Here is a 23933-nt window from a genome sequence, read left to right as displayed (position 1 = left end):
GATTTTGTTCAGAAACCCGGTTTCTCACGCTCATGCGATCGCCCTCCATCTAATTCACAGTCAACAAACTCGACATATTCAGCACTTTCTCCGACCAAATCCTTCCCTCTTCTCCAACTCTCATTCGTTGTTCCGCATCCTCCCAAATCCTTGCCCAAGAATATTGCCAGCAAGCTAACTGAATCTGCAACTCAACTAACTCAGCAGCTATTTCTATCTCTGCATCTTGAGCAGTCCATTCAATAAACAGCTTACTTTCTTGCAGCAGACTTTCAATTATTTCGCCATTAGCTGCATTTTGACAGCGAGATTTAAGTCGTGCCAAATTCGATGCTAAATTTCCCAAACGAATCGGTAATTCGTCTCGCAAATAGCGTTCCTTTAAAGCATTCCAATCTCTCATAATCCTCCTAATAACTGTTGAACTATCTGAGAAACTTTTTCTCGAATCATCGGATCTTGAATTTCCATCGAACGATTGTTCTGACGGGGACGGATATTGATTAGAGATTCATATCCTACTTCTTGTGTCAGCGGATACCAATCTGCTCCCCAAATATTTACCTGCTTGGTCCCATTTTCAAGCAACACAGCTTCGCAATCAGCGTGAAGTTCTCCACCACCTGCCAAAATTCCCCGTTCGATATCCACTGCTAGTTTAATATAACTGCTAAGGATTTCTAACATTTCTTCAAGTTGCTCTTTAGTAGCACGCTCTTGTATCAGATTAATCATCTTTGTCTATGTTTTCCATAGTATCTTTAAACTCAGCGGGCATTTGGAGAAGCAATATGCCATCGGTTCCAATATGCGATCGCAGTTTCATTGTTTCCATGTCAGACTCCAGAAACTTCGAGCAATTCTAGTTTACCTCAAAGCTGTTGGCTTTTACCAGTATCTTGACCGATCGCATAGGTGCTATTGAATGGGAAGGATCTCGCCCCTCGCAGCAAATACCAAACAGTGCGATGATTGTACGGGTAGCGATCGCCCGCAGAGTGCATCAAGAGCGATCGCCCTTCGCAGCAAATACCAAACACTGCGATAATTGTACCGAGAGCGATCGCCTCTAAGGTGAATTCCGCATAAAATCCTTATTAACAGCAGCATTTTCTATCTGATTACGGAATACATCAAGCATTCCCATAATTTCTGCGTGTAACTCTATATACTCTTCTCTGTCAACCGTCAAATAGTTACCATGTGCAATTTCGTTTCTTGTTTTCAAAAGCTTAATATCGATTAACACGGACTTAGTAGAGTAAACCGAAAAGTCTATTCCCAGAGTACAAGTTATTTCCTTCAAAATGTCAGAAGACAGATTGGATGCAGTAGAAATTGCATCTTTGTCTTTGTATGGCAAAGAGCATTTAGTATTTAAGTTAGAAAGGAAGAAATCACAAACAGGTATATATAATGATGGTTTATTTGTGTCTCTCGCCTCATTCAATTTTGTCTTCATTGCCAAAGCTAGAAAATTGCTACTAAGCTGATCGTAGCGAAGCTTTTGCATTGCAACATACTCTAGGTAACTATTTGATGCTAATTTGACAAAACCTTCCCAATGAGCATAGAGAATACATATTCCACTCCGAATCAACGCACTATGCCTTTGAGGAGAAACATTTCTCGCTTCTACCAAGGATTTGAGTTCCGAAAGTTCCTTCTTTCGCCAAGCAAGATCGGTTGAAAGCTTATCACTTAATTGTCCAGCAGTTCGGATACTCATTAGGGTGAAAATACTTCTCTACCAAGCGGAATCAGGTAAGGTAAACGTCTTGCAGCATTCACGCCAGCTCCCGACCATTTTTGATAAGTTGGATGTGACCAAATACCTTTTATTTTATCAGATATTTGGTTTATTTTAGGTAGACTTTTATAGTGATATCCGATTCCCAACGCTACCACTTCATATGCGGATAATAGAAAACCACCAAGGAAGCTGTCTTGTTCAGATTTATATCTTTTGAAACTATCATCACCTGTAATTTTATTTAGAAGATCGAATGTTATTTTGAATGCAGTTTCTATATGCTGATAATCTAATTTTTTATTAACAGCGATTTCACGCATCTTGTCTGTCAGAAAAACGCTAACATCACCACCCAACTTGTGAAGGCTTAGCTCATCTTGATCGAAGAGAAGTATGAAACGCAATACTAACTCCATATCATACTGTTCTTCATAAAGTCTATCACTTAAAGCCGTGCATTTTTTGAATGATTCATAATCTGCCAGTGAACGCATCAATTGATATAAATCTTTATTCAACATCAAAAGAATGCAATTTCTCACTTCTTGAGGTGTAGCAACTGAACCTCCTGTATTCAGTCGCTGAAATAGCTCATACTTAATCATTTCATCGCTTTCTTTCTCAACAATATTGACAGCAATTTTTGAGCGTTTAATCAATAAACGTTGTGTTTGAGTGAAAGAATTATCTTTGTCATTTGGATCGTTCCATTTTTTTCCTTCTAAAGAATCTAAATATGTAGTTTTTTGTAGAGCTACTGGCTGTGTATTGTTTTCTGATTCATCTTTTTTCAAAATACCGACAAATTCATATATTGTTGATAGTCTCTGAACACCATCTACAACATCCCAAACACCATCATCTCTTTGGCTAACAAAAATTGGTGGAATAGGTATACCTAGCAAGAGTGATTCTATAAAGGTTGATTTTTGATGATCGGACCAACGGAAAAATCTCTGAAAATCTGGATGAATATCAATCTCACTGCTCTCATAAAGACTAATCCACTCCCCAATAGACATTGAGTAGCTATCAGTCCGAATTTCTTGCCTTGTTTTGTCAATCTCATCTTGCAGGGACATAGTTCAATGTGTATTAAATGTTGTTATGTATAACCATTTTTGTAGAATAGGGATACTTAGCCATTCTACTGTGTTCCGTTGCGCCTGACAAAAAGTCAGTCTTTAACCATGTAGATTATACCATATCAAACGATTTCTTGCGTAACTCTGATTAATTAACCAAATTACTGCGGACGAATTCCCTGAATAAACTCCTGTCTTGCCTCAATTATTGAAGGCATTAAAACGCAACGCACCAGCAATTCTAAATCCAACTCTGGCAACAACTCACTTCTTAAAACTTGCTCATAATTATCCTCACGCAGCCCATAAACATCAAGCCGATTATTTTCCCAAAACCAGACTTCAGGAATGCGAAGTCGCAGATATTTAGCTAGTTTATTTGTACTACCGCTAGTAATCGTCACTTCTATTGCTAAATCGGGATGTTCTTTCTTCTCATCTATATAATAAGACTCGTCTGGTTCAAAGGAAACATCTTTGGCTCGATTTCGGCGAGTCGCACTACCTACAGGAAAAAATGTAATTCCGAACTCACAAAAGTATGCTTCCAGCAATATAGCGATCGCCTTTTTAAAGCTTTCATGTGCTTCGCCCAGTGTCATAAACTCGATCCACCCATCAAGATAAGTTATCCGCAAACCAGAAGAGTCTGCCATCAAAGATTCTAGAGCCTCAAATTGCTCCCAACTATAATAACCAGGGAGAAGCAATCGCTGTTCGGCAAGCGTAACTGTTTCTTCTAAAAGTTGTGCAGTCATAGGTATAGCCATCTTACTTTAATATTGCTAGCCTTTATCTAGTATAACCCCGGTAGGGAACATAAAATCGCCTTCAAAACTTAGTTAATAAGATCGATTATTATTCTATCGAATACCCTTCAAAAACTCCGTCCTTGCCTCAATTATTGAAGGCATTAAAACGCAACGCACCAGCAATTCTAAATCCAACTCTGGCAACAACTCACTTCTTGAAACTTGCTCATAATTATCCTCGCGCAGCCCATAAACAGAAAGTCGATTATTTTCCCAAAACCAGACTTCAGGAATGCGAAGTCGCAAATACTTAGCCAGTTTATTTGTACTCCCGCTAGTAATCGTCACTTCTATTGCTAAATCGGGATGCTCTTTCTTTTCACCTATATAATAAGACTCATCAGGTTCAAAGGAAACATCTTTTTCTTGATTTCTGCGAGTTGCGCTTCCTACAGGAATAAAGTTAATCCCTTTCTCAAAAAAGTAAAATGCTATAAATATAGCCAAAATACTTTTGATCTCTTCATGTGCTTCACCCAATGTCATAAACTCAATCCACCCATCAAGATAAGTTATCCGCAAACCAGAAGAGTCTGCCATCAAAGATTCTAGAGCCTCAAATTGCTCCCAACTATAATAACCAGGGAGAACAAATCGCTGTTCGGCAAGGGAAACTATTTCTTCTAAAAGTTGTGCTGTCATAGATATAACCATCTTACTTTAATATTGCTAGCCCTTATCTGGTATAACCCTGGTAGAACATGAAATCGTATTCAAAACTTAGCGAACAAAGTCAATCGATCTTACTGCGGTCTAATCCCATTCAGAAACTCCGTCCTTGCCTCAATCCTTGAAGGCATTAAAACGCAACGCACCAACAATTCTAAATCCAACTCTGGCAACAACTCACTTCTTGAAACTTGCTCATAATTATCCTCGCGCAGCCCATAAACATCAAGCCGATTATTTTCCCAAAACCAGACTTCAGGAATGCGAAGTCGCAAATACTTAGCCAGTTTATTTGTACTCCCGCTAGTAATCGTCACTTCTATTGCTAAATCGGGATGCTCTTTCTTTTCACCTATATAATAAGACTCGTCAGGTTCAAATGAGACATCTTTGGCTCGATTTCTGCGAGTCGCACTACCTACAGGAATATATTCAATTCCCATTTCACAAAAGTAGAGTTGTAGCAAAAAATTAAGAATACAACTGATTGTCTCATGTGCTTCACCCAGTGTCATAAACTCAATCCACCCATCAAGATAAGTTATCCGCAAACCAGAAGAGTCTGCCATTAAAGATTCTAGAGCCTCAAATTGCTCCCAACTATAATAACCGGGGAGAACAAATCGCTGTTCCCCAAGCGTACCTATTTCTTCTAAAAGTTGTGCAGTCACAGGTATCACCATCCTATTTTAAATATTACTAACCCCTACCTAGTATAGCATTCGCCAAGGCGCTTTGTTTCTTGCTCCCTGAGCGGAGTCGAAGGGAGTCTCTCACATTCTAGCTTAATCAGTCTTCGACGCACTCACCTAAAAAAACCCGGTTTCTTCCAAAAATCATCGCTTTTTCCATAAATATTGATGCAGAAACTTGGTTTTTGGCCACCCGTCAAGGACTGAGCTTCAAAAACCCGGTTTCTCGCGATATTCGTCAACCTAAAATGACACAATTACCTTAAGAAACCGGGTTTTTGCCTAAGTCCTATTAATTAACTAACTCGATCGCCCTTTTAGTCAACGCCTCAGCAGTCAACCCATTAAACGCCATCAATTGACCAGCACTAGCAGTAGTTTCCCCCCGCTTCCAAGCGAAAGTATCCCGCCGACAATTGCTGCGTAGCATCACAGGCTCCAACATCCCAGAAGCACCGCCTATCACGCCCAACAAGGCATCTCCACCAAACATTTCGGCAAATTTGTCATCGCTCAAAAAGCCGCCGTCAGCCTCGGAACAAGTATCCCAAGCAACATCAGTTGGGCGGTACAAACGGCGCGGATTGATGATAGAAACAATCCGCGAACCAACACCTGATTTTTCCAAAGATGCCGCTGCTTCAAACACCGGAATCAAACTCATATCGCCAATTACAGCAAATACAACCTTCTTACTCCCCCCTTGATTAAGGGGGGTTTGGGGGGGTTCGATTTCTTGCAACACAATAGCACCATCTTCCAAACCTTGGCGCGTCTGGGCAAAAGTAGTCCGAATTGGCAATGGCGACTTACTCGCAGTAATCACAATTCCCTTATTCTTCGCAGTCAAAGCCCAATCGTAACAAGCTTGAATACTGTTAGCATCGGGTGGAAACAAAGGAAACACATTGCCATTCCGCATCATTGCCGCAAAATAAGCCTCAATTTCTGGGCGCTGGTGCGTCCAACCATTGCGACCTTGCTCTAAAGCACCTGCTGTAAATAAGGTGACAGTAGCTGGAGTTGGACGACGTAATTCTGCCATTGCTTGGGTGACAGTTTGCCAAATTGGTAAACCATTGATGGCAAAAGATTCGTAGGAACACCACAAAGTCCGCGCGCCGAATAAGCACAAACCTACGGCTAAACCTGCACAAGCATCTTCACTTAAAGGTTCGTAAACTTGACCGTTTGGCGATTGATTGTACAGGTCATCTGTGGTTGGGTGAATGATTTTCAGGGCTTGGTTGATGTTGGCAATTCCTGATGCTTCGTTGCCATCTGCATTGGTGACTACAAAAGTGCGATCGCGCTCACCGACTTTCCCTACCAAACGTCCCATTGCAGTTGTCGAAACCTTCGCTTCTCCACCAACTGCAAATTCCTCTAAAGGCAATTCACCTAAATCTGCCAATGGTAATTCAAACTCTGTTACCACAGTTTTTGCTGCTGGCCCGCCGCCCGCGCGTTCAGCATTTGTCCGCACCAATTCCCAAGCTTCCACACTCAAAGCGCGCTCTTTTAAAGCACTGACAATGTGCGGTGCATCGAGGGTATCTTTGGGATAAAGGTTGTGCGATTTGGCTCCAAGCGCGTGCACGCCCGCACCTTTCAACTGTTTGATGATAAACACAGTTAGTTTGCCACCGAGAGCAGATTTAGCTGCTTGGTCAACCCCTTGTAAAACAGCTTTGGTAAATGCCATGCGCTGTTCTAGGGAAAAAGCTGTGCTGTCAATATAATCTCCCGTTTGACTTCCATCATCAAATTCCTTAGCGTCAATTAAGATGATTTCTTCAAAACCATTTCCTTGCCAATAAGCAATCATTTCCGCATTGGTTTTAGTCGAAACCATGCTATGATGTTCCTGAGAATATCCGTTCCAAACTAACACTGGTAGAAAGTTAGTAACGCTCGGATAAGCTGTGTGGAAATGTCCCATGCTGCTCATCGGATAGGGTTCGCCCATGCCACCGTCGCCCATTGTGAAAGCAAACAGTTTGTCTGGGTGCAAAAGTGCTCCTGACATGGCAAAATGCTGTCCTTGTCCGAGGGGACCTGCTGGTGCTAAAAGACCTGGAATAAAGCCGGAAAGATGTCCTAACAAACCGTCTTTTTCTCGGAATTTGTCGCGCATTTGCTGCACGTTGACAATTTCCATGTCTTCTAAAGATCGATCGAGAAACATGGCACTATAAAATCCGGGGGCGTGATGCCCGACTTCAGTTACAATATTCTTGTGTCCTAGCATCACCAAAGCTGCGTAGGCCTCGGCTTGGCTAGCAAATCCCCCCGGATGTCCAGAGGCCTTGCTGGCGGTGACTTGCAGTGTCAGGTAGCGCAGGGCATCAGCAGCGAGCATGGTTTGAAAGACGGCGGCGGGATCGGCTGGATCGGCGATCGATTTGCTTCCGCTGGCGATCGCAGGTACTTTCCCGTAAGTCTCAAAACCAGCCACTGTCTCGGAAAAATATTGAATGCCTTCGCAAAAAGCTGGCGTTGCTGACGTTGGTTTCGGGCTAGTTGCTGTCATGCTTGATACCTGAAAAATTTGAATTAGATCGATGTAACAGTAATTTTATAGCTTCCGTGTTCCAAAAAATCATCACTTATATTATGTCTCTCATAAATAACTTAAATTTATCCCATCTCAAATTACATTTAGCAATTATTTAAATACTATAATTCTCCCTAAAAATACCTTAAAATAATTCAATCATTACTTACGCAAAAATCCAGGTTTATGATAAAAAATTATCGCTCTATCGCCTGACATCTTGACGCAGAAACCGGGTTTTTTACCCCCTGCGTCCAGGATTGTCAATTTTAGCAATTTTAGATGAAATTATCAGGCGAATTTGGTCAACTCACGGATATTTAATTAAGGTTCCCTAGTCGATTCCAGCCGTTCTTTAACATCAATATAAGGTATAGTCCCGCTTTCAAAAATAGAAGGCTGAGCTTTTTGATTCGCCAACCACACAAAGAAACTGCTGAGGGCAGGAATCGGATCTTGATCGCGACGTAGGGTGTAGATCAAACCTTCGCAAGGTCCATTAACGCGACTACTCGTGCAAATCGCTTTCTGGTTATTTACCATACCTACAGTCACATAATTTAGCTGTTGGTTGCGACTGTAATTTTCCAGGCGCTGAGTCACTTGTCGGCAACGAGTTAGAGGATCGTAGCCAGAATTAGCAAAAAAATTAGAATTCCAGCGAATCCAAGTCTCTCTAATCCCTTCAGGATTTTGATACACTGTCATGGGTTCTCCTGTCGATGTATCACACAAAAATCCCCCCTGCCTCATATTCGGTTGGTTTTGGTTATAACCGCGGTTCATAGAAATACTGCTGAGAATATCCAAGCTGTTACGCTTATTTTGTGATAGTAAACCCAGAAAAATATCGATCGGAATTGCTGAATTTAATCCCGTTTTAATCTCTTCAGTCTGACCGTTCCACGGGCTAGTCACAGTACCCACAGTATCTCCTTGACCGTGAATTCCCACAATTTTGCCATCCGCATCAAATACAGGCCCTCCACTCATGCCTCGCCTAGTCACCGCTTGATAGCGCAGTCTGTAACCCGATGATGCGCGATCGAGCCGAGAAGAGATAATACCAGCAGTAAACTCCAGTTTTTTTTCCGCTCCCGATGCGATTGGTAGCGGATAGCCAGCAACATAAATAGGAGAACCGACAACAGCACTTTGTGACTCTCCCATTGGTGCTACTGGATACTGTTCTTGGCTCTGAAATTGTACCAATGCTAAGTCTATATCTCTGTCATTTTTCGGTAGCCTTTGTATTCGGATGACAGTATAATCCTTCTCTAAATGAGTGCGAATACTGTATTTTTGGGCCTGGCTTGCTACCACATGATTAGCTGTCAAAACAGTGTAAATATTACCCTGTTTCGCAATAATTACTCCTGAGCCACTACCCGCAAAACCCATGGTATTGTTGACTTCCACAGTTGTCAACATCGCTAACTGGGCAATTTCTTGGGCTGTTTTGGCGCTGGCAGTATATTGTTGGATCACCACCTGTGCCACTGTCAATGCACCAGTCAAGATGATTGTCAGTGCGTCAAACCGCAAACTCCACACATTCATCAGTAACTCCCTAGATGAAACGAGGCGAACTGCAAATATATACTGATGGGAATTCCCCAACTAGATTTAACCATTTTCTCCAATAATTCGGGCGTTGGTTCACTTCCATCTTCAAAAGCATAGACACCAAAATTTGGATCTCGATACTTGCCCCGACCGTTAATCCCAACTAACAAACCTTTGACATTAAAAATCGGACCACCACTCATACCAATTTTAACCTCATTTGTATAACCCAAGCTATAGCCTTGAGGCAAAGATTTCGGTAGTACCAGCGAAACGACTCCCCGTGTCATCACCCAAGCATCAACCTCCGAATCCCCAGGAAACCCTGCTGCTAGCAGAGTTTCTGATACCGCTACTGGCTCAGGGCTGATTGGTGCTAATTTATACTCTTTATCACTGCGAAACTGAACGATCGCCAGATCCGTATTACCAAGCCTCTGGACTTTTGAGAGTAACGGTTTGTGGAGGATGCCATCCCAGGTCACTATGGTGCGATCGCCCCGATCGAAGGCGACAACGTGCCAGCTAGTGAGCACCGTGTAAATTTGCCCACTCGATCGGACAATCGCCCCAGAGCCAGAAAATTTCCCAGTCTTAATGCGTACCGTTGTTTGACGCGCCAACTTTTCCACCTCCACCCCCGGAAGGGACGATGGGATGGAAAATTGCCCCAATCTTAAGGGAGAAGCGACTCTGGGGAAAAAGGGGGCAGTTGTACCATCTTATTAGTATTTTCTCCTAGCTTTTTCCTCACGTCTATGTAAGGAATTATACTAGCTTCGTCTAAAGAGGGCATTCCGACTTGTCCTTGACGCCAAGCCAACAAGTTATACAAAGAGCCGATCGGATCTTGGCCGGGCTTGAGAGTATAAATCAAATTTTGGCAGATGCCATTCATTTGGTTAGCGGTGCAAATGACGTTTTGACCATTCATCACACCCACAGTAATGTACTTTAGCTGCTGGTTACGGCGATAGGTTTCGAGGCGCTGGCTGACTAATTGACACCGAGTTTCCGGGTCGTAGCCAGAACCCGAAAAGTAATCTGAAGTCCACTCAATCCAAGGCTCGATCGCACCTTGAGGGTTTTGATAAACGGTAACAGGCTGACTGTTAGAGGTGCTGCACCAAAATCTACCTTCCCCTTGGATCGGCTGTGAAGGTCTGCTGTAACTGGGTTGACATAAAACGGTCATGCTGATGATGGGGATCACAGTTGTTACCCCCAGTTTTGTCAATAATTGGTATTTCATGATGATCTCACCCTGGTTAATAAAAATTGTCAAAAGAATTGCCAACTAATGATTTAGGGCCGCAGCTCCTATCAAATTCGCTGGTATCGAGATTGTGTTTTTCAGGACTTATGTATCGCCTGAAACGTGACATCACACTACCGACAAAGTATTGGATATCACTTGCTACTCGAGCTACAAGCTTTACCAGCTCGTCTTTTGTGAGGGTAACACCCGTGATGGGTGTCACCCTTTATACTGTACATCAAACAAAGGAAATTAACCAGTTTTTAAACTTTATTTTCATTTACGTACTACGCACGCCCAAAATATTTTTAACTATGTAAAATTACGTATAAAATGCTTGCTACTACTAACTCTCTTTCTCTCAATAGACAGATTGCTTGTTGAGTATTAAAAACGATGAACAATATCTATCAAAACTTCAGGTATTTAGTCGCGGGGTTAATTTTGCTCAGTGCCAGCAGTTGTTCTGGCTCCGATGCAGCTAACTCAGCAGAAAATCAGGATCTAACCGCAACCACTCAACCTCAGTTCGGACACATACAACTAACGCCAAATCAAATTAACCCTAAATTTAGCCAAGTGTCCCAGCAATTTAGTCCTGTTCCTCCAGTTTTAGCCACTGGAACCACAGAATTAGACAGCACCGTCACAGTAACGGTCTATAAAGTAGACAATAATTGTAAAAGTCTCCACCCGGAAACAGTTACAGGCCCAGACAACCAGCTAATGTCATCTGCTGTGAATGAAGTGTTAAAACAGCAGGTGTTTACGAGTCTAGGTTTGGTTGGTTATCGACTTAGAATCGATCGCACTCTGGGCGTCGCCACCGTAGATTTACGAACATCAGGGAACGACCGACAAAAATTGCAAAATTTGTCTAGTTGTCAAATGTTAAGTTTGTTCGGCGGCGTGCGCCAAACCTTAACCAGTTATGCTCCTTGGCAAATTAAAACTGTTCGTTTTACAGAGCTTGGAGAGGATATTTTGAACACAGTTCGAGAATAAGCCCGCGCCAGCACCCCAACTATCAGCAAGTTTAGTTGGGGCTTCTCAGAAAAATAATAATTAAAAAGGTCTTATTCCCGCTCCTAACCACAAGCCCGCCTATCCATCTGAGTCGTTTAATTTAAAATCTCAAATCTCAAATCTCAAATATAAAATATAAAATATAAAAATCAGATGACCAACCCCCTGGTAATTCCCATGACACTACCTAACGGCCCGAAAACTCTGCCCTTTATGCAGCTAATTCAATGGATTGCCGATCCGTTAACATACATGGATAAATGTGCTAAGCAATACGGGGACATTTTTACAACCCAATGGGGCAGCCTGGAACCCTTCGTGATGGTCAGTCACCCGGAAGCGGTGCAGTTCATGCTCAACAGTAGCGCTTTTGAAGCTCCAGGCAGCATGAACAGCATCCTAAAACCCTTACTGGGAGAACAATCCATGATTATCCTCTCAGGTATGAGGCACAAACGCGAGCGTCAATTATTGATGCCTCCTTTTCATGGGGAACGGATGCGGAACTACGGCCAGCAAATTTGCGATATTGCTTTAGATGTTGCCAGCAAATGGTCCGTAGATCGACCTTTTTTCGCCCGCAGCGCCATGCAGGAAGTCACCATGCGGGTAATCTTACAGGCGGTTTTTGGCTTGGATGACGGCCCGCGATTGCAACAAATCAGGCCCTTACTTGCCTCAATTCTCGATATGACTGGTTCTCCTGTGCGATCGAGTATGCTATTTTTCAACTGGATGCAGCAAGATTTAGGCCCCTGGAGTCCTTGGGGACGAATGAAACAGCGCCAACGAGAAATCAACCAACTAATCTATGCCGAAATAGCCGAACGCAGAGACCAACCAGATGCCAGCCGTACCGACATTCTCAGCTTAATGATGGCAGCCCGCGACGAAAACGGGCAACCGATGACAGATGAAGAATTGCGCGACGAGTTAATGACACTGCTGTTTGCCGGCCACGAAACCACCGCCACAGCCCTAGCTTGGGCATTTTACTGGATTCACAGCATACCATCGGTACGCCACAAACTCCTACAAGAATTGGACAGTTTGGGGGAAAATCCCGACCCGATGGAGATTTTCCGCTTGCCCTATCTGAGTGCCGTTTGTCAAGAGACGCTGCGGATTTATCCGGTGGGAATGCTCACCTTTCCGCGAGTAGTCAAGTCCCCTGTGGAACTGATGGGATATCAACTAGAGCCTGGTACGGCTGTGGTCGGCTCGATTTATTTAACCCACCGTCGCGAAGACTTGTATCCAGAACCCCTGCAATTTAAACCAGAACGGTTTTTGGAGAGGCAATTCTCCCCTTACGAGTATGTCCCTTTTGGAGGGGGAAGCAGGCGCTGCATCGGCATGGCCCTGGCGCAGTTGGAGATGAAACTGGTGTTAGCACAAATTTTGCGCGATTTCGACCTAGTATTAGCCCAGAACAAGCCTGTGCAACCAAAGCGTCGAGGGGTGACTTTAGGCCCAGCCGGCGGTGTGCCGATGGTGATGACTGGGCGGCGGCAGCGGCAGCAGATACCTGAACCTGTTGTCAGCGGGGTTTGAAACTATAAATTAATTTCGAGACCAAACTACCCATAACTTACTGTTTGGGTGGTTTTTCTCTATCCAAGGGTTCGATCGCATCACCCTCGACTATTACACCTAATTCTTGTTGTTTTTTGTTCTAACCATTGAATAGCTGTTTCCGTCAAATTAAAATTTCCAGTTTAAAATAGTTTCAGCCTTGCAAAGACAGGATCAAAGCAAAAGTGGGCGATTGCAATAGCCCTCTTGATCGATCGAAAACCTCACTGCCATAATTTAAAAACATATGCATACCCTGTTATTCAGCAAGGGCGGAAGCGTGTGGGCATTGCCTACTCTCTTTCGCCCTCTTTATTTTTTAGAACGCAGAAGGAATAAGGTCCTTCGACCCTTTGACCCTTCGACTGCGTTTATGCTGAGGGAAACGGCACTCTGAGTGACGAAGTGGCGGTAGGCACTGGGTAGTCGAAGGGCTTGGTGTCGCTTCGCGGGCCCAACCGAGTCAGGAAAAAGGAAGATTCTCCCCATTCTCCCCATTTCCAGTTGTGCAAAAAATAATTAATCTATTCTTAAACAAACTCTTTCTCTGACTCAATTAATCTTCTGTTTTGAGAAATTCTGATACGGAAACTGACTTCGGCAGATTCTCTATATCTTGAATTTCGCTCTCGTGGGCAAAAAACTCTACTTCTTTATCGTCAATCTCGATCTGATAGCTAGCGGTAGCAGTCACAATCCGTCGCTTTTTTTTATCTTCTACTAACACCCAACACACGACAGGTCTTACCCACCTCTCAACGTGCTGGCTTTGCTTGGTACTGCCAAAGGCATACCAACCCTTTGCTTCAATAATTTGAAGCACTTTAAAATCATGATTTGCCATAAATATCTCGATCGCGTTAACTTCACTATTACTGCTTTATAAAACCTATGTAAACTTATCTAAAGCTGTCTTTAGATAATTAGTGTTTACTTCCTACGCTTTTGGGTAGTAGGCTATCCCAAGATAAGATTGTATTGTGTATTTGAGCCTTGGCTAAAATTTCGAGATCTTAATTATCGTGTCTAACTCTTCGATTACCATCACCGTTAAATTTTTTGCAGCCTTTAGCGAAGCCTACAGTGTTTCTGAACAAACATGGGAATTTCCAATGCTTACCCCAGTCTCTCAAGTGCTCGATCGCGCGATCGCCCAATATCCCCAATTAGAACCCTGGCGCGATCGTACCCGCTTCGGGATTAATCTGGAATTCGTCTCCCCTGACACCATCCTCCAAAACGGGGACGAAGTTGTACTGATTCCCCCTGTCAGTGGTGGGTAGGGGATGGGGCATCGGGCATCGCGCATCGGGCAACCCCCCCTGCCCCCCAAGGGCAGCGCTGTTTCATTCTCCGAAAAACAGGGATGAGGTAGGGGTTGTGCCAAAAATGCCTACCCCCTCACAGACGATTTTATGCACATTTGGGGCTCTCGGAGGGCTGGCTTTGGCACGGCCACCAAAAATTAAACAGCCCTGCCCAAGGGGGGGTTGCCCAATGCTCAATTACAAATACAGACAACTTATCTTGACACTGCTGGGCCTAAAGGCGTGAGGATTCTTTGTTCTACGATTCGACTGTTCCACAGCTAGAGCATTCTTGGCTAGTATAGAGTATGTTGCAGGGAATTGAGCCTGATATTCAGAATTATGCTCGAATGATTGGTAAAAAGCGCGTTGATTTAACTATCGATTATGGATCTAAAATCCAGTTGTTTTTTTAGTTTCGTTTCTGAGAAATAGAGAGGGAATAGGGGTGTTGACCTTGAGCTCGATCGCCGACAAAAATAGTATAAGTTCCCCGATCGCCATAACCGGAAAATTCTACCGTCCCCGCAGCAGCATTGGCCGGTAGGACGCAGAAACGCCCCCTGGGCCCTTGAATCATCAAACTCGGAGCTCCAGCGGTTTGTACTGCAATCCGCCAGTGACGTAAATCTTGGGTGACTTCGATGACGTGGTTTGGCCCTGGGGCGACAAAACCGCAATCGCCACTATTGTTCGGGCCGCCGGAAACTCCAGACATAGTTAGCGGTTCGGGAAATCCCGGAGCAATTTGTAGCGGTTGGCTCCTAACAGTGCCGGCAGCAGCTAAAATCATTGCCAAGGTTAAAGTGGCGATCGACCTTAACCTCGGTCTGGCGCGATCGCACGGATAGTGTATCTTCATATTTATCCTTATTGAACCCAACACAATAGCGGAAGTTTCCACTTCTTTGAGGGTAGAGGACGATCGGTGATTCCGAACACGCTCTTGTGACTGTTATCAATGTGACCGTACTAGAATGACAAAGGTACAGTTAAAGTAACTCCCCAATTTTTTTTATGAATTATCAAAATAATTTCAACTGGCAGCAAGCATTCGGAGAACTAAAAGCTAGACTAGATCGATCGCCGCTAATCAAAATTAATTTAGACAACTACCCCGCCGTCGAAACCTTCTACAATCAGTTTCTCCATAGGTTTCAAAGCCTCCCCAAACCAGGTCAAGTAGCAGTCTTTGGCGTGGGGGCGATAATTCTCCTGACAGTCTTCAATACAGTTGTACAGCTAATTTCTGCCCTGATGACCCTTGCCCTTCTGGGAGTGCTAATCTACATAGCGTATAAATTGACAATTACTCCAGATTCCTCAAATACTAACGACAATTAATAGGAAATTTTGAATATGGCTAGCCCCACCGCCCCCAGTGGCATTAATCAACCCGATCCGTCTTGGCCCTCACAATCCAAGCAAATGCCACTGCTGGTGCGCAGGTGTGGCGCTTGGGTAGTTGAAATTTCCTTAGTCGCAGCTAGTGCCCTAGTTCCCTTCAGTATCGGGGCTTTTGTGAATCGGGATGCTCAAACAGTGCCACTCAACTCCTCAATAGCAGCAGCATCTGAGACAGTTTCCCGTACTTTAGGGATTCCTGTGCGCGATCGCAACCCCAGAGTCGCACCCCTGACTAATCTATTCTGGTCCGCGGCACTGATGGCACCAGCGGTTCTGGCAGCCTGGGAACTGTTTTTACTCGCCAGAACCGGTCAAACTCTGCCTAAACGCTGGTTTGGGGTGAAAGTTGTCACAGCTTCGGGTACTCCTCCGGGTTTGGTGCGAGTCCTGATTCGGGAAAGTTTGGGACGCTGGGGAGTGCCTCTGGGTGTCGCTTACGGTCTGTGGCGCTTGAGCGGTGCTTTTCCAGATTTAATCATTTTAGGGGGGCTCAGCGGCTTGGCAATGCTGGTAGATGGGGCTTTTGCTTTTCGCCACCACGGAAAAACTGGACACGATCGCCTCGCGAATACTTTGGTCGTCAATGCTCGATCGAACCAATTATCTATCACTCCGGTGAAAAGTCAAGATTGGACAGAGGAAGATGCCCAGATTGCCGCTTTGGTCTTGACTCCCGAAACACAGACCACAGAAAATGACAGTTTGTGGCACTGGATTCGCCAACATCCAGGGGCGACTTTAGTGATTGCCACAATTGGTACTGCGGGATTGATTTTCACTCTGTTTATTGGCACTCAAGTCTATATTCAAAGTCAAGCAAATTTACGAGATTCTCGGCAGCGAAATGACGAAATATTTTTAGCTTTAGTTAATAAATTATCTCCTAATTCTGGAAACGGGACCGCAGGGCGGCGATCGGCAATTTTAGCCTTGGGAACAGTGGAAGACTCCCGCGCCGTACCGCTGCTAACGGATTTACTAGCTCAAGAAGACAATCGCACCATGCTAGATGCGATCCAGCAAGCTTTAGTCAGTACCGGGCCTTCATCTTTACCTTACTTGCAGCGGTTGAACCAAGCTTTTCGCAACGACCTCGATTCCCTCCGCTACGGCGGTAAGACCCAGGAACGGGAGTTAGCCGCAGTCCGCCAGCGCACAGTACAAAGGGCGATCGGCAAAATTCTCACAGTGTATAGCAGCCAGCTCAACGGCGCAGATTTGAGTCGCACTGATTTAGGGCAAAGTGCGGCGGGTCCTGCTCAATTTACATTAGTATTAGACAAAGTTGACTTGTCTGGAATTAAGCTAAAAAATGCTAGTTTAACCAATGCCAGCTTGCAGGGAACTCGCTTCTATGGCACAGGAGAAGACAGGCGACCAGGTACATTTGACGATTGGATTTCTGACTTGAGCGGAGCCAATTTTGAAGGGGCAAATTTGACCGGAGCATTTTTGAATAGTGCTGTAATGAATCGCACTAGCTTTGTGCGCGCTGTCTTGAACAAAGCTAATTTTTCCAACGGCAATTTGAATTTAGCTAATTTTAGTAGTGCTATTTTAATCGGGGCAAATTTGCAGCAAGCTATCTTAAAAGATGCTAGTTTTACGGGTGCAGATATCGGGAGTGCCAATTTGTCTGGAGCAAATTTATCTGGTGCGCGTTTGGGGAAGGTTAAGGCTCAAGGCGCTCAATTGCCATTGACAAATTTGGAGAAATCAGAATGGCAAGGTGCTAATTTATCTGGTGCAGATTTGAACGGTGCGAACTTGCAAAAAGCTGATTTGAGTTCCACTAAACTCGCAAACGCCAATTTAAAAGACACAAGATTGCAAGATGCTAACTTGCGGAATGCGGACGTGAGTTTGGCTGATTTTAGGGGCGCGAATGTAGCCGGAGCGAATTTTAAAGGTGCGGTGTTTATAGGGAAAGATACTTCCGATCAATTTATTCAAAGTCCTGCGGGTGCTAAATCTGGTAGATTGCAAGGAGTTGATTTTACTGATGCTAAGAATTTAGAGCAAAGTCAAATTGCTTATATTTGTTTGCAGGGTGGCCTTCATCCGAAATGCCCGCAGAAATAACAAAATAGAGTTGTAGGGGCAATCCCCCCGTGGTTGCCCCCGCTTATGCTGGGGTAGGCACAGGGGCACTACCCCTACACATCCTCATGAATGATATCGTTTCCGGCTGCATCGGAATGATTTAACCACAGAGAACGCAGAGAACACAGAGGGAGATAAGAGAGATGAATAATTCCGATGTTACCGGATTTGATATGATTTAGGATTGCTATAAAACCCCAACTTCTTGAAGAAGTCGGGGTTCTAAGAACGAGATTTTGCAATTAATTGAGATTATCAGGATCGACTCCCAACTCTCGCAATCGTTGAGCTAATTGTTCGGAACGTTGAGCTAATTGTTCAGCACGCTGAGCTTCCTGTTGGGCACGCTGAGCTTCCTGTTGGGCACGCTGAGCTTCCTGTTGGGCACGCTGAGCTTCCTGTTGGGCACGTTGTGATTCCTGTTGGAGACGCTGCGCTGATTGTTTCACTTGTTCTTCAGGTGTCAGATAGCGTGTGCCATCGGCATCATACCAATACAACCACTCTCTTGTCACCCCAGAATAGTTTCCCCTTTCACAACCAATTCCCAGACCTATTTCTGGCATCCAAACAGGATTTCCCGACTGTAACTCGTACTTCCCATTGACTAACTTGTATACTTCCAAATGAGGTTTACGACGGCGGCGGGAAGAATAAATGACGTAATAAAGTATGCCTAAATCTTGATATCTTTCCCACTTTCCGGTGTATTTTTGGTGATAAGTAGCCGAAAGCAATTCGAGGACAAAACTTGGTATAATATTTTCATTCCACAATAGGTAATTGGGACGCAATTCTTCATGGTAAAACCGTTCTATATCTAAACTTAAGAAAGCATCTGGCATGATAGACTCTTGATCTGAGTCTTGGTAAATACCCATATTTAAACCCAAAAACCAGTCCATGCGTTCTGCCCAAAGTATGAGCAATTTTGCTTTTAGCAATCCTGGAATTAATTCTTTAAGTTCGTTATCTGGAGGTGGTTGATATAAGTTTTTTCGTTCTTCGGGTGAGGGTGAGTACGTCGATAATTTATCATTTAACATTGCGGCTTTCCTCAAAACTTACTAAGATTATAGCTTTGATTTGTTTGGTGATAGTATTTGAACGAACCGCGAAGACGCTAAGGACACGAAGGAAGAGAAGAGAAGACGATCGCTAATTTTGACTGATTTAATCAGAATTTTTGTAAAATATCTGCTGAGATTTGCGCGATCGACTATACTCAATCTAACAAGTCGGTTCTAATGGGGAGCAGCCATTGGAGGTAATGGGGAAAGTTTGGTGGAAGTCCAACGCTGTCCCGCAACTGTAATGAAAGCCCTGTTGCTTTTTGAGTCAGGATGCCCGCCGATGTGTTGGTTCACTTAGTCTCATCTGCGAGGTACTTGATGAAGGCGCGAAGTCGCAAAATTGTCAGTCTGGGATTGATGGCTGGCTTGAGTTGTTATCTGGTTTTGGGTTCGGCGACACCGGCCGCTGCTATGCACATTTCGGAAGGTTTTTTGCCTGTGCAATGGGCTGTTTTTTGGTGGATTGTGGCGTTGCCTTTTTTTGTGGTAGGTTTGCGTGCGATCGCCCGAATTACCAAAGAACACCCGGAACTTAAACTATTATTAGCTTTATCTGGCGCGTTTACTTTTGTGCTTTCTGCTTTGAAGATTCCTTCGGTAACGGGGAGTTGTTCTCACCCAACGGGTACGGGTTTGGGTGCGATTTTGTTTGGTCCTTCGGTGATGGCGGTACTCGGTGCTTTAGTGCTACTTTTTCAGGCGGTTTTGTTGGCTCACGGCGGGCTGACAACGCTGGGAGCTAATATGTTTTCGATGGCGATTGTGGGGCCGTTCGCTGCGTATTTTATCTATCAGTTGCTGATGGGAACTGGTAGGCAACGGGTGGCAATTTTTTGTGCCGCAGCTTTGGCTGATTTGCTGACTTATGTGGTGACTTCGATGCAGTTGGCGTTAGCTTTTCCGGCGGCGAGTGGCGGTTTTTTGGCTTCGTTTATCAAGTTTGCAGGCATCTTTGCGATTACTCAAGTACCCCTGGCTATTAGTGAAGGATTGCTGACTTTATTGGTGTGGAATTGGCTGCATTCTTACGGGCAACCGGAGTTGGAAATTCTAAAATTATTGAAACAGGAGTCTTAAGTGATGAGTCAAAAACCGACGAAAAATCAGCAAGCTACTTCGCAACAAAATTGGATGTTGGTAATTGCAGTTGTCGCACTTGCCGTAATTCCCCTAGTTTTTGTACGGGGTGAATATGGCGGCGCGGATGGGGAGGCCCAGAAAGCAATTACGGAAATTCAACCGGATTATAAACCTTGGTTCAATCATTTGTTTGAGCCTGCTAGTGGCGAAATTGCTAGTCTATTATTTGCCACTCAAGCTGCTCTGGGGGCTGGTGCGATCGGATATGCGATCGGGCTTTATAAAGGGCGCACGGAATCTCAGAAATCTGATGATAAATCGCCGTTGGAATGAATCATCAGATTGATAGTCTGGCTTACACTAATCGTTTGCGCGGGTTGCCGCCAACTCACAAATTATCCTTTGCGATCGCCCTTTTGATTCTGTCTCTGCTTTCTGGGGCGATCGTCCAATTGTCGATCGCCCTTTGGTTAGCAGTCTGGATCGTCATCTATGCAGGCATTCCAGGGAAACTTTATCTGCGCTTGCTGTCGCTACCGTTGATGTTTTTGCTCACAAGTTTGCCTGCGTTTGTGATTAGTGGAATTCAATTAAATCAAATCCAGGCAACACACGCGGATATTTGGCAAAATTGGGGGATTAGCATCGGCAATTTTTATCTGTATGTGAGTAACACTGGATTATACCAAGTGAGCCTGTTATTGCCGCGCACCTTGGCCTCCACAAGCTGTATGTATTTCATTTTGCTGACGGTGCCATTTACCGAAACCTTGCAAATTCTCCGACAATTGCGCTTTCCGCCGTTGTTGACAGAATTGCTGTTGTTGATGTATCGGTTTATTTTTAGCTTATTGGCGATCGCAGATGAACTTTGGATCGCCCAAAACTCGCGCTGCGGCTATCGCACTTGGAAACTGGGAATGCGTAGTTTGGGCATTTTAATTGGGCAATTGCTTCAGCGAACTTTGGTAAATTACCGTCAAGTTTCCTTGAGTTTAGCATCGCGCGGCTTTAATGGAGAACTGCGGGTTTGGCATTCTTCCTCTTACAAACCTTCGCGTAGATATACATTTGAAGCACTGTTTGGTTGTACGGTTTTAACTTTGTTAAGTGTGGTATTTCAAAGTTGATAAGAAATTAGGAGGCGGCAGTGCTCATTGGTATCAACTTAAGCTGTCAGCCGGCAAAGTCCGTTAGTCATCCCGTGAGTCCGCCAGGGGTTGAAACCCCTGTCTAATAGCGAAAGTCCTCGCTATGAGGACTCAAGAACTCATCAGTCCTCTTCAGAGGACTTTAGCTTTGAGGCAGGGAATTCATTCCCTGCCGGACTATCGGACTAAAGATATGACTTTTATGAACATAATTAATGACTTTAATGAATTGACTTCAAAAGAAACCTGTTGAATAATTGTAGTCAACAGTTATCTTGTGGAAATCCTATGATAAATAAACGAATTCTCAAAAAAATAGTTTTTTCATTAATGGCTTCATTAAGCCTATTTTTAGTTACAGTAACTCATGCAGCGGCTCAACAACTACCGTTTTACTGGGATAAAATTAACGTCATCATCGACGTTCAGACGAACGGAGATATGTTAGTTACTGAAACGCAAAAATATGTGTTCACAGCAGCCTACAATAATGAACGGTATCGCTATATTCCGTTAGATAAAGTCGATGCAATTAAAGATGTGACCGTCGCCGAAAATAATCAAATAATTGCCAGTAGCACTGGAACAGAAAACAATCAACTTTGGATTCGCTGGCAACATGAACTAAAACCGCCAGACTCACATACTTTTGTGATCAAATATCGTGTTGTAGGTGGATTGCAGCTAGATGGTGAGAATACTCTAGTTTATTGGAAAGCGATTGCAGCGGGTCGAAAAGCGCCAGTTAATACTGGAAAAGTTACGGTGAAGTTACCCGAAGCTTTGTCAGGGAAAGTTGTATCGTTTATGAATTTTGGTACAGCAGCAGTTAGTCGTCAAATAGATCCTAAAACTTTTGAATTTGTGGCAAGTCAGGCTATTCCACCGGAACAAGAATTAGAAGTGCAGATTGCATTTCCGCAGGCAATTTTGAATGTACCTCAACCTGGTTGGCAACAAAGTGGGAACGAATCTGCTTCGGGAGGAGGAGACTCTTCCAGCGAACAGGGAGGAATTATTGCGCTAATGGTTTTTTTGTCAATCCCTCTTATAGGAATTATCAAATTCATTAAAGACCGATACTGTCCTGAGTGCAAAACGCTCAATGTCGAACAGGCTCATCAAATTTTGATTTATGCAACTACTAGCAGTTCAGGAAAGCAGAAAGTTACCCACAATTGTCGAAACTGCTCTTACCATAAAGAGTACGAAGAAACAATTCCAGTCATTAGCAATGATAGTGGCGGCGGTGGTGGTGGTGGTGGTGGTGGCGGTGGTGGTGGTGGTGGTGGTGGTGGCGGCGGTGGTGGTTGATATCAATGGGACTTACGCCACAATCAAAGAAACCGGGTTTTTAGCTAATCTGTGGGCTGTAACGAAGTATTTCGGAAAAAACCCGGTTTCTGGTCACTCGCCCGCCCGTCAGTCCGCCAGGGAATGAATTCCCTGTCTAATAGCTAAAGTCCTCTGAAGAGGACTGAAGAACTGATTAGTCCTCTTCAGAGGACTTTAGCTTTGAGGCAGGGGTTTCAACCCTTGCCGGACTATTGGTTATACCTTAAGTCATTGCCGCATCCGAATTAGCTTGATTTTGAGATAAACCGATCGCACTCGCTACAAAATCATATTCCAAATATGACTTTTATGAACATAATTCATGACTTTAATGAATTGACCTTCAAAGAAATCTATTGAATACTGATTGTAGTAAACAAATTTCCCGTACCTTTTCGCTTAAAGCAGATTGAAAACTATGACTAAATCACGTTGGCTTCGCAAGCTTTTACCCTTAGCAGCATCTTTCGCAACCACGATCGCAGTTGCAGGCACTTTTGCCCCACCAACTTCAGCCCAAGTCAAATCGCCACCTCCGCAGCCCCAGGAAGTCCAACCAGCGACAGAAGAAGGTTTTACCATCCCGATTTGGATCTTTCCCGTAGGCGCAATGTTCTTTGTTTTCATGTTTATCCCTAAAATTGGTTGGACTTTGGGCTTAATTGCGATCGGCGAAAGAGAAGTGGGAATTGTAGTTAAGAAGTTCTCCAGCAAAAATTTGCCATCCAGTAGATTGATTGCACTCGATGGTGAAGGCGGTTTGCAAGCGGATACCCTGCCTCCCGGCTGGCATTTTGGTTATTTTCCCTGGCAATATAGCGTTCGCAAAGAACCTGTTGTCGTGGTTCCTCAAGATGAAATTGGGTTAATTATTGCTAATGACGGAGCCACTATTCCTTCCGATCGCATTTTAGGCAAAGTCGTCGATTGCGACAATTTTCAAAATGCCCGCAAATTCCTCACCGACGGTGGCGAAAAAGGACGGCAACTCGCAATTATTACAACTGGTACTTATCGGATTAATACGGCTGTATTTGAGGTGATTACCTCAGCCAATGCTGCTGCAAAAGGTATGAAACCATCGGATCTCCACCTATACAAACTTGCTCCCGATCGCGTAGGAATTGCCAACGTGCTCGACGGAGTTCCGATTGATGAAGGTGAAATCGCTGGGCCGATAATTCCCGGTCACGACAACTTCCAAAAAGCGCAATCTTTCATCAAAGGTGGCGGGCGCAGGGGCTTGCAAGAACAGGTGATTTTATCGGGTTCTTGGAACCTGAACCCCTGGTTTGTGCAAGTTGAAGAAGTGAAAATGACCGAAGTGCCGATCGGCTATGTTGGCGTAGTCATTTCCTATGTAGGGCTTGCTGAATAATCGATCGCAAACTAAGAACAGGAGCGATCGATATATTCAAGCAGAGTTAAAGATGAGTTTTTCCTGCCTCAATCTGAGCAAGTTATAAACGCAGATTATATTAGAG

Annotated in this window: 25 protein-coding genes and 1 riboswitch; of the genes, 11 read left to right on the top strand and 14 right to left on the bottom strand. The window is 44.1% G+C overall.

Features of this window, described 5'->3' with window-relative positions:
- Positions 1–49: 49 nt before the first annotated feature.
- Positions 50–403 (bottom strand): hypothetical protein, encoded by a 354-nt coding sequence (locus tag ACBR23_RS13585; protein WP_371119736.1) that lies wholly within the window; start codon positions 401–403, stop codon positions 50–52.
- Positions 400–735 carry a DUF5674 family protein gene (locus tag ACBR23_RS13580; RefSeq protein ID WP_371119737.1) on the bottom strand — a complete coding sequence of 112 codons (336 nt, stop codon included), beginning with the start codon at positions 733–735 and terminating at the stop codon, positions 400–402. Before ACBR23_RS13580 ends, ACBR23_RS13585 begins: the two co-directional genes overlap by 4 nt.
- 146 nt (positions 736–881) lie before the next feature.
- On the opposite strand from ACBR23_RS13580, the gene ACBR23_RS13575 reads away from it, so the two are divergent.
- Positions 882–1073, top strand: a complete 192-nt coding sequence (locus tag ACBR23_RS13575) for a hypothetical protein (protein ID WP_341739677.1) — start codon at positions 882–884, stop codon at positions 1071–1073.
- Here ACBR23_RS13575 and ACBR23_RS13570 read toward each other — a convergent pair.
- From ACBR23_RS13570 to ACBR23_RS13530, 9 genes are all read right to left on the bottom strand, one after another.
- Entirely contained in the window at positions 1070–1729 is a 660-nt protein-coding gene (locus tag ACBR23_RS13570; RefSeq protein ID WP_371117916.1) for an MAE_28990/MAE_18760 family HEPN-like nuclease, read from the bottom strand. The two genes, ACBR23_RS13575 and ACBR23_RS13570, sit on opposite strands and share 4 nt — an antisense overlap.
- The gene (locus tag ACBR23_RS13565; protein WP_371117917.1) at positions 1729–2835 is read right to left on the bottom strand and encodes a DUF262 domain-containing protein; all 1107 of its coding nucleotides are present in this window, start codon (positions 2833–2835) and stop codon (positions 1729–1731) included. The genes ACBR23_RS13570 and ACBR23_RS13565 overlap by 1 nt, the downstream gene beginning before the upstream one ends.
- 164 nt (positions 2836–2999) lie before the next feature.
- On the bottom strand, positions 3000–3596 hold the full coding sequence (locus ACBR23_RS13560; RefSeq protein WP_371119738.1) for a Uma2 family endonuclease: 597 nt from the start codon (positions 3594–3596) through the stop codon (positions 3000–3002).
- A gap of 105 nt (positions 3597–3701) precedes the next feature.
- Positions 3702–4292, bottom strand: a complete 591-nt coding sequence (locus ACBR23_RS13555) for a Uma2 family endonuclease (protein WP_371119739.1) — start codon at positions 4290–4292, stop codon at positions 3702–3704.
- A 101-nt stretch (positions 4293–4393) separates the two neighbouring features.
- Positions 4394–4990, bottom strand: a complete 597-nt coding sequence (locus ACBR23_RS13550; protein ID WP_371117921.1) for a Uma2 family endonuclease — start codon at positions 4988–4990, stop codon at positions 4394–4396.
- A 313-nt stretch (positions 4991–5303) separates the two neighbouring features.
- Positions 5304–7544 carry a phosphoketolase gene (locus tag ACBR23_RS13545; RefSeq protein WP_371119740.1) on the bottom strand — a complete coding sequence of 747 codons (2241 nt, stop codon included), beginning with the start codon at positions 7542–7544 and terminating at the stop codon, positions 5304–5306.
- A gap of 348 nt (positions 7545–7892) precedes the next feature.
- Positions 7893–9128, bottom strand: coding sequence for a COP23 domain-containing protein (locus ACBR23_RS13540; protein ID WP_371119741.1), 1236 nt, complete (start codon positions 9126–9128; stop codon positions 7893–7895).
- Positions 9128–9766, bottom strand: a complete 639-nt coding sequence (locus ACBR23_RS13535) for a serine protease (RefSeq protein WP_371119742.1) — start codon at positions 9764–9766, stop codon at positions 9128–9130. Before ACBR23_RS13535 ends, ACBR23_RS13540 begins: the two co-directional genes overlap by 1 nt.
- 44 nt (positions 9767–9810) lie before the next feature.
- Positions 9811–10386, bottom strand: coding sequence for a COP23 domain-containing protein (locus ACBR23_RS13530; RefSeq protein ID WP_371119743.1), 576 nt, complete (start codon positions 10384–10386; stop codon positions 9811–9813).
- 402 nt (positions 10387–10788) lie between these two features.
- Between ACBR23_RS13530 and ACBR23_RS13525 the strand changes: the two genes are divergently transcribed.
- Positions 10789–11397, top strand: coding sequence for a hypothetical protein (locus ACBR23_RS13525; RefSeq protein ID WP_371119744.1), 609 nt, complete (start codon positions 10789–10791; stop codon positions 11395–11397).
- A gap of 198 nt (positions 11398–11595) precedes the next feature.
- Positions 11596–12972: a cytochrome P450 gene (locus ACBR23_RS13520; RefSeq protein ID WP_371119751.1), complete on the top strand. Its 1377-nt coding sequence runs from the start codon at positions 11596–11598 to the stop codon at positions 12970–12972.
- A gap of 577 nt (positions 12973–13549) precedes the next feature.
- On the opposite strand, the gene ACBR23_RS13515 is transcribed toward ACBR23_RS13520, so the two are convergent.
- Positions 13550–13837: a hypothetical protein gene (locus ACBR23_RS13515; protein ID WP_341732403.1), complete on the bottom strand. Its 288-nt coding sequence runs from the start codon at positions 13835–13837 to the stop codon at positions 13550–13552.
- A 178-nt stretch (positions 13838–14015) separates the two neighbouring features.
- Here ACBR23_RS13515 and ACBR23_RS13510 point away from each other — a divergent pair, with 178 nt between their 5' ends.
- The gene (locus tag ACBR23_RS13510) at positions 14016–14276 is read left to right on the top strand and encodes a MoaD/ThiS family protein (RefSeq protein WP_371119745.1); all 261 of its coding nucleotides are present in this window, start codon (positions 14016–14018) and stop codon (positions 14274–14276) included.
- A 436-nt stretch (positions 14277–14712) separates the two neighbouring features.
- Here the strand turns inward: ACBR23_RS13510 and ACBR23_RS13505 are convergent, their stop codons facing one another.
- Entirely contained in the window at positions 14713–15162 is a 450-nt protein-coding gene (locus tag ACBR23_RS13505; RefSeq protein ID WP_371119746.1) for a hypothetical protein, read from the bottom strand.
- Between the two features lie 155 nt (positions 15163–15317).
- Between ACBR23_RS13505 and ACBR23_RS13500 the strand changes: the two genes are divergently transcribed.
- Positions 15318–15644: a hypothetical protein gene (locus tag ACBR23_RS13500; protein WP_341738328.1), complete on the top strand. Its 327-nt coding sequence runs from the start codon at positions 15318–15320 to the stop codon at positions 15642–15644.
- A gap of 15 nt (positions 15645–15659) precedes the next feature.
- Complete coding sequence (locus tag ACBR23_RS13495; RefSeq protein WP_371119747.1) at positions 15660–17789, top strand: pentapeptide repeat-containing protein; 2130 nt, start codon at positions 15660–15662, stop codon at positions 17787–17789.
- A gap of 263 nt (positions 17790–18052) precedes the next feature.
- Here the strand turns inward: ACBR23_RS13495 and ACBR23_RS13490 are convergent, their stop codons facing one another.
- Positions 18053–18856 carry a Uma2 family endonuclease gene (locus tag ACBR23_RS13490; RefSeq protein ID WP_371119748.1) on the bottom strand — a complete coding sequence of 268 codons (804 nt, stop codon included), beginning with the start codon at positions 18854–18856 and terminating at the stop codon, positions 18053–18055.
- Between the two features lie 176 nt (positions 18857–19032).
- Positions 19033–19180, top strand: a riboswitch (cobalamin riboswitch).
- A 21-nt stretch (positions 19181–19201) separates the two neighbouring features.
- Between ACBR23_RS13490 and ACBR23_RS13485 the strand changes: the two genes are divergently transcribed.
- The 5 genes from ACBR23_RS13485 to ACBR23_RS13465 all read left to right on the top strand — a co-directional run bounded on the left by ACBR23_RS13485 (position 19202) and on the right by ACBR23_RS13465 (position 23827).
- Positions 19202–19960 carry an energy-coupling factor ABC transporter permease gene (locus ACBR23_RS13485; RefSeq protein ID WP_341738325.1) on the top strand — a complete coding sequence of 253 codons (759 nt, stop codon included), beginning with the start codon at positions 19202–19204 and terminating at the stop codon, positions 19958–19960.
- 3 nt (positions 19961–19963) lie between these two features.
- The gene (locus ACBR23_RS13480) at positions 19964–20296 is read left to right on the top strand and encodes an energy-coupling factor ABC transporter substrate-binding protein (RefSeq protein WP_371117036.1); all 333 of its coding nucleotides are present in this window, start codon (positions 19964–19966) and stop codon (positions 20294–20296) included.
- Complete coding sequence (gene cbiQ / locus ACBR23_RS13475) at positions 20293–21093, top strand: cobalt ECF transporter T component CbiQ (RefSeq protein ID WP_371119749.1); 801 nt, start codon at positions 20293–20295, stop codon at positions 21091–21093. The genes ACBR23_RS13480 and cbiQ overlap by 4 nt, the downstream gene beginning before the upstream one ends.
- A gap of 309 nt (positions 21094–21402) precedes the next feature.
- On the top strand, positions 21403–22428 hold the full coding sequence (locus ACBR23_RS13470) for a DUF2207 domain-containing protein (RefSeq protein WP_371119750.1): 1026 nt from the start codon (positions 21403–21405) through the stop codon (positions 22426–22428).
- Positions 22429–22867: 439 nt separating this feature from the next.
- The gene (locus ACBR23_RS13465) at positions 22868–23827 is read left to right on the top strand and encodes a hypothetical protein (protein WP_371120947.1); all 960 of its coding nucleotides are present in this window, start codon (positions 22868–22870) and stop codon (positions 23825–23827) included.
- The last annotated feature ends 106 nt before the right edge of the window (positions 23828–23933 follow it).

Origin of the sequence: Microcoleus sp., assembly GCF_041354475.1 — a bacterium.
In the GTDB taxonomy this organism is placed as follows: domain Bacteria; phylum Cyanobacteriota; class Cyanobacteriia; order Cyanobacteriales; family Microcoleaceae; genus Microcoleus.
This window is presented reverse-complemented; position numbering and strand designations above follow the sequence as displayed.

Bases quoted from the DNA above. Each gene is read 5' to 3' on its own strand.
- ACBR23_RS13585 (WP_371119736.1), bottom strand. From the start codon at position 403: ATGAGAGATTGGAATGCTTTAAAGGAACGCTATTTGCGAGACGAATTA.
- ACBR23_RS13580 (WP_371119737.1), bottom strand. From the start codon at position 735: ATGATTAATCTGATACAAGAGCGTGCTACTAAAGAGCAACTTGAAGAA.
- ACBR23_RS13570 (WP_371117916.1), bottom strand. From the start codon at position 1,729: ATGAGTATCCGAACTGCTGGACAATTAAGTGATAAGCTTTCAACCGAT.
- ACBR23_RS13565 (WP_371117917.1), bottom strand. From the start codon at position 2,835: ATGTCCCTGCAAGATGAGATTGACAAAACAAGGCAAGAAATTCGGACT.
- ACBR23_RS13560 (WP_371119738.1), bottom strand. From the start codon at position 3,596: ATGACTGCACAACTTTTAGAAGAAACAGTTACGCTTGCCGAACAGCGA.
- ACBR23_RS13555 (WP_371119739.1), bottom strand. From the start codon at position 4,292: ATGACAGCACAACTTTTAGAAGAAATAGTTTCCCTTGCCGAACAGCGA.
- ACBR23_RS13545 (WP_371119740.1), bottom strand. From the start codon at position 7,544: ATGACAGCAACTAGCCCGAAACCAACGTCAGCAACGCCAGCTTTTTGC.
- ACBR23_RS13540 (WP_371119741.1), bottom strand. From the start codon at position 9,128: ATGAATGTGTGGAGTTTGCGGTTTGACGCACTGACAATCATCTTGACT.
- ACBR23_RS13530 (WP_371119743.1), bottom strand. From the start codon at position 10,386: ATGAAATACCAATTATTGACAAAACTGGGGGTAACAACTGTGATCCCC.
- ACBR23_RS13525 (WP_371119744.1), top strand. From the start codon at position 10,789: ATGAACAATATCTATCAAAACTTCAGGTATTTAGTCGCGGGGTTAATT.
- ACBR23_RS13520 (WP_371119751.1), top strand. From the start codon at position 11,596: ATGACACTACCTAACGGCCCGAAAACTCTGCCCTTTATGCAGCTAATT.
- ACBR23_RS13515 (WP_341732403.1), bottom strand. From the start codon at position 13,837: ATGGCAAATCATGATTTTAAAGTGCTTCAAATTATTGAAGCAAAGGGT.
- ACBR23_RS13505 (WP_371119746.1), bottom strand. From the start codon at position 15,162: ATGAAGATACACTATCCGTGCGATCGCGCCAGACCGAGGTTAAGGTCG.
- ACBR23_RS13500 (WP_341738328.1), top strand. From the start codon at position 15,318: ATGAATTATCAAAATAATTTCAACTGGCAGCAAGCATTCGGAGAACTA.
- ACBR23_RS13495 (WP_371119747.1), top strand. From the start codon at position 15,660: ATGGCTAGCCCCACCGCCCCCAGTGGCATTAATCAACCCGATCCGTCT.
- ACBR23_RS13490 (WP_371119748.1), bottom strand. From the start codon at position 18,856: ATGTTAAATGATAAATTATCGACGTACTCACCCTCACCCGAAGAACGA.
- ACBR23_RS13485 (WP_341738325.1), top strand. From the start codon at position 19,202: ATGAAGGCGCGAAGTCGCAAAATTGTCAGTCTGGGATTGATGGCTGGC.
- ACBR23_RS13480 (WP_371117036.1), top strand. From the start codon at position 19,964: ATGAGTCAAAAACCGACGAAAAATCAGCAAGCTACTTCGCAACAAAAT.
- cbiQ (WP_371119749.1), top strand. From the start codon at position 20,293: ATGAATCATCAGATTGATAGTCTGGCTTACACTAATCGTTTGCGCGGG.
- ACBR23_RS13470 (WP_371119750.1), top strand. From the start codon at position 21,403: ATGATAAATAAACGAATTCTCAAAAAAATAGTTTTTTCATTAATGGCT.
- ACBR23_RS13465 (WP_371120947.1), top strand. From the start codon at position 22,868: ATGACTAAATCACGTTGGCTTCGCAAGCTTTTACCCTTAGCAGCATCT.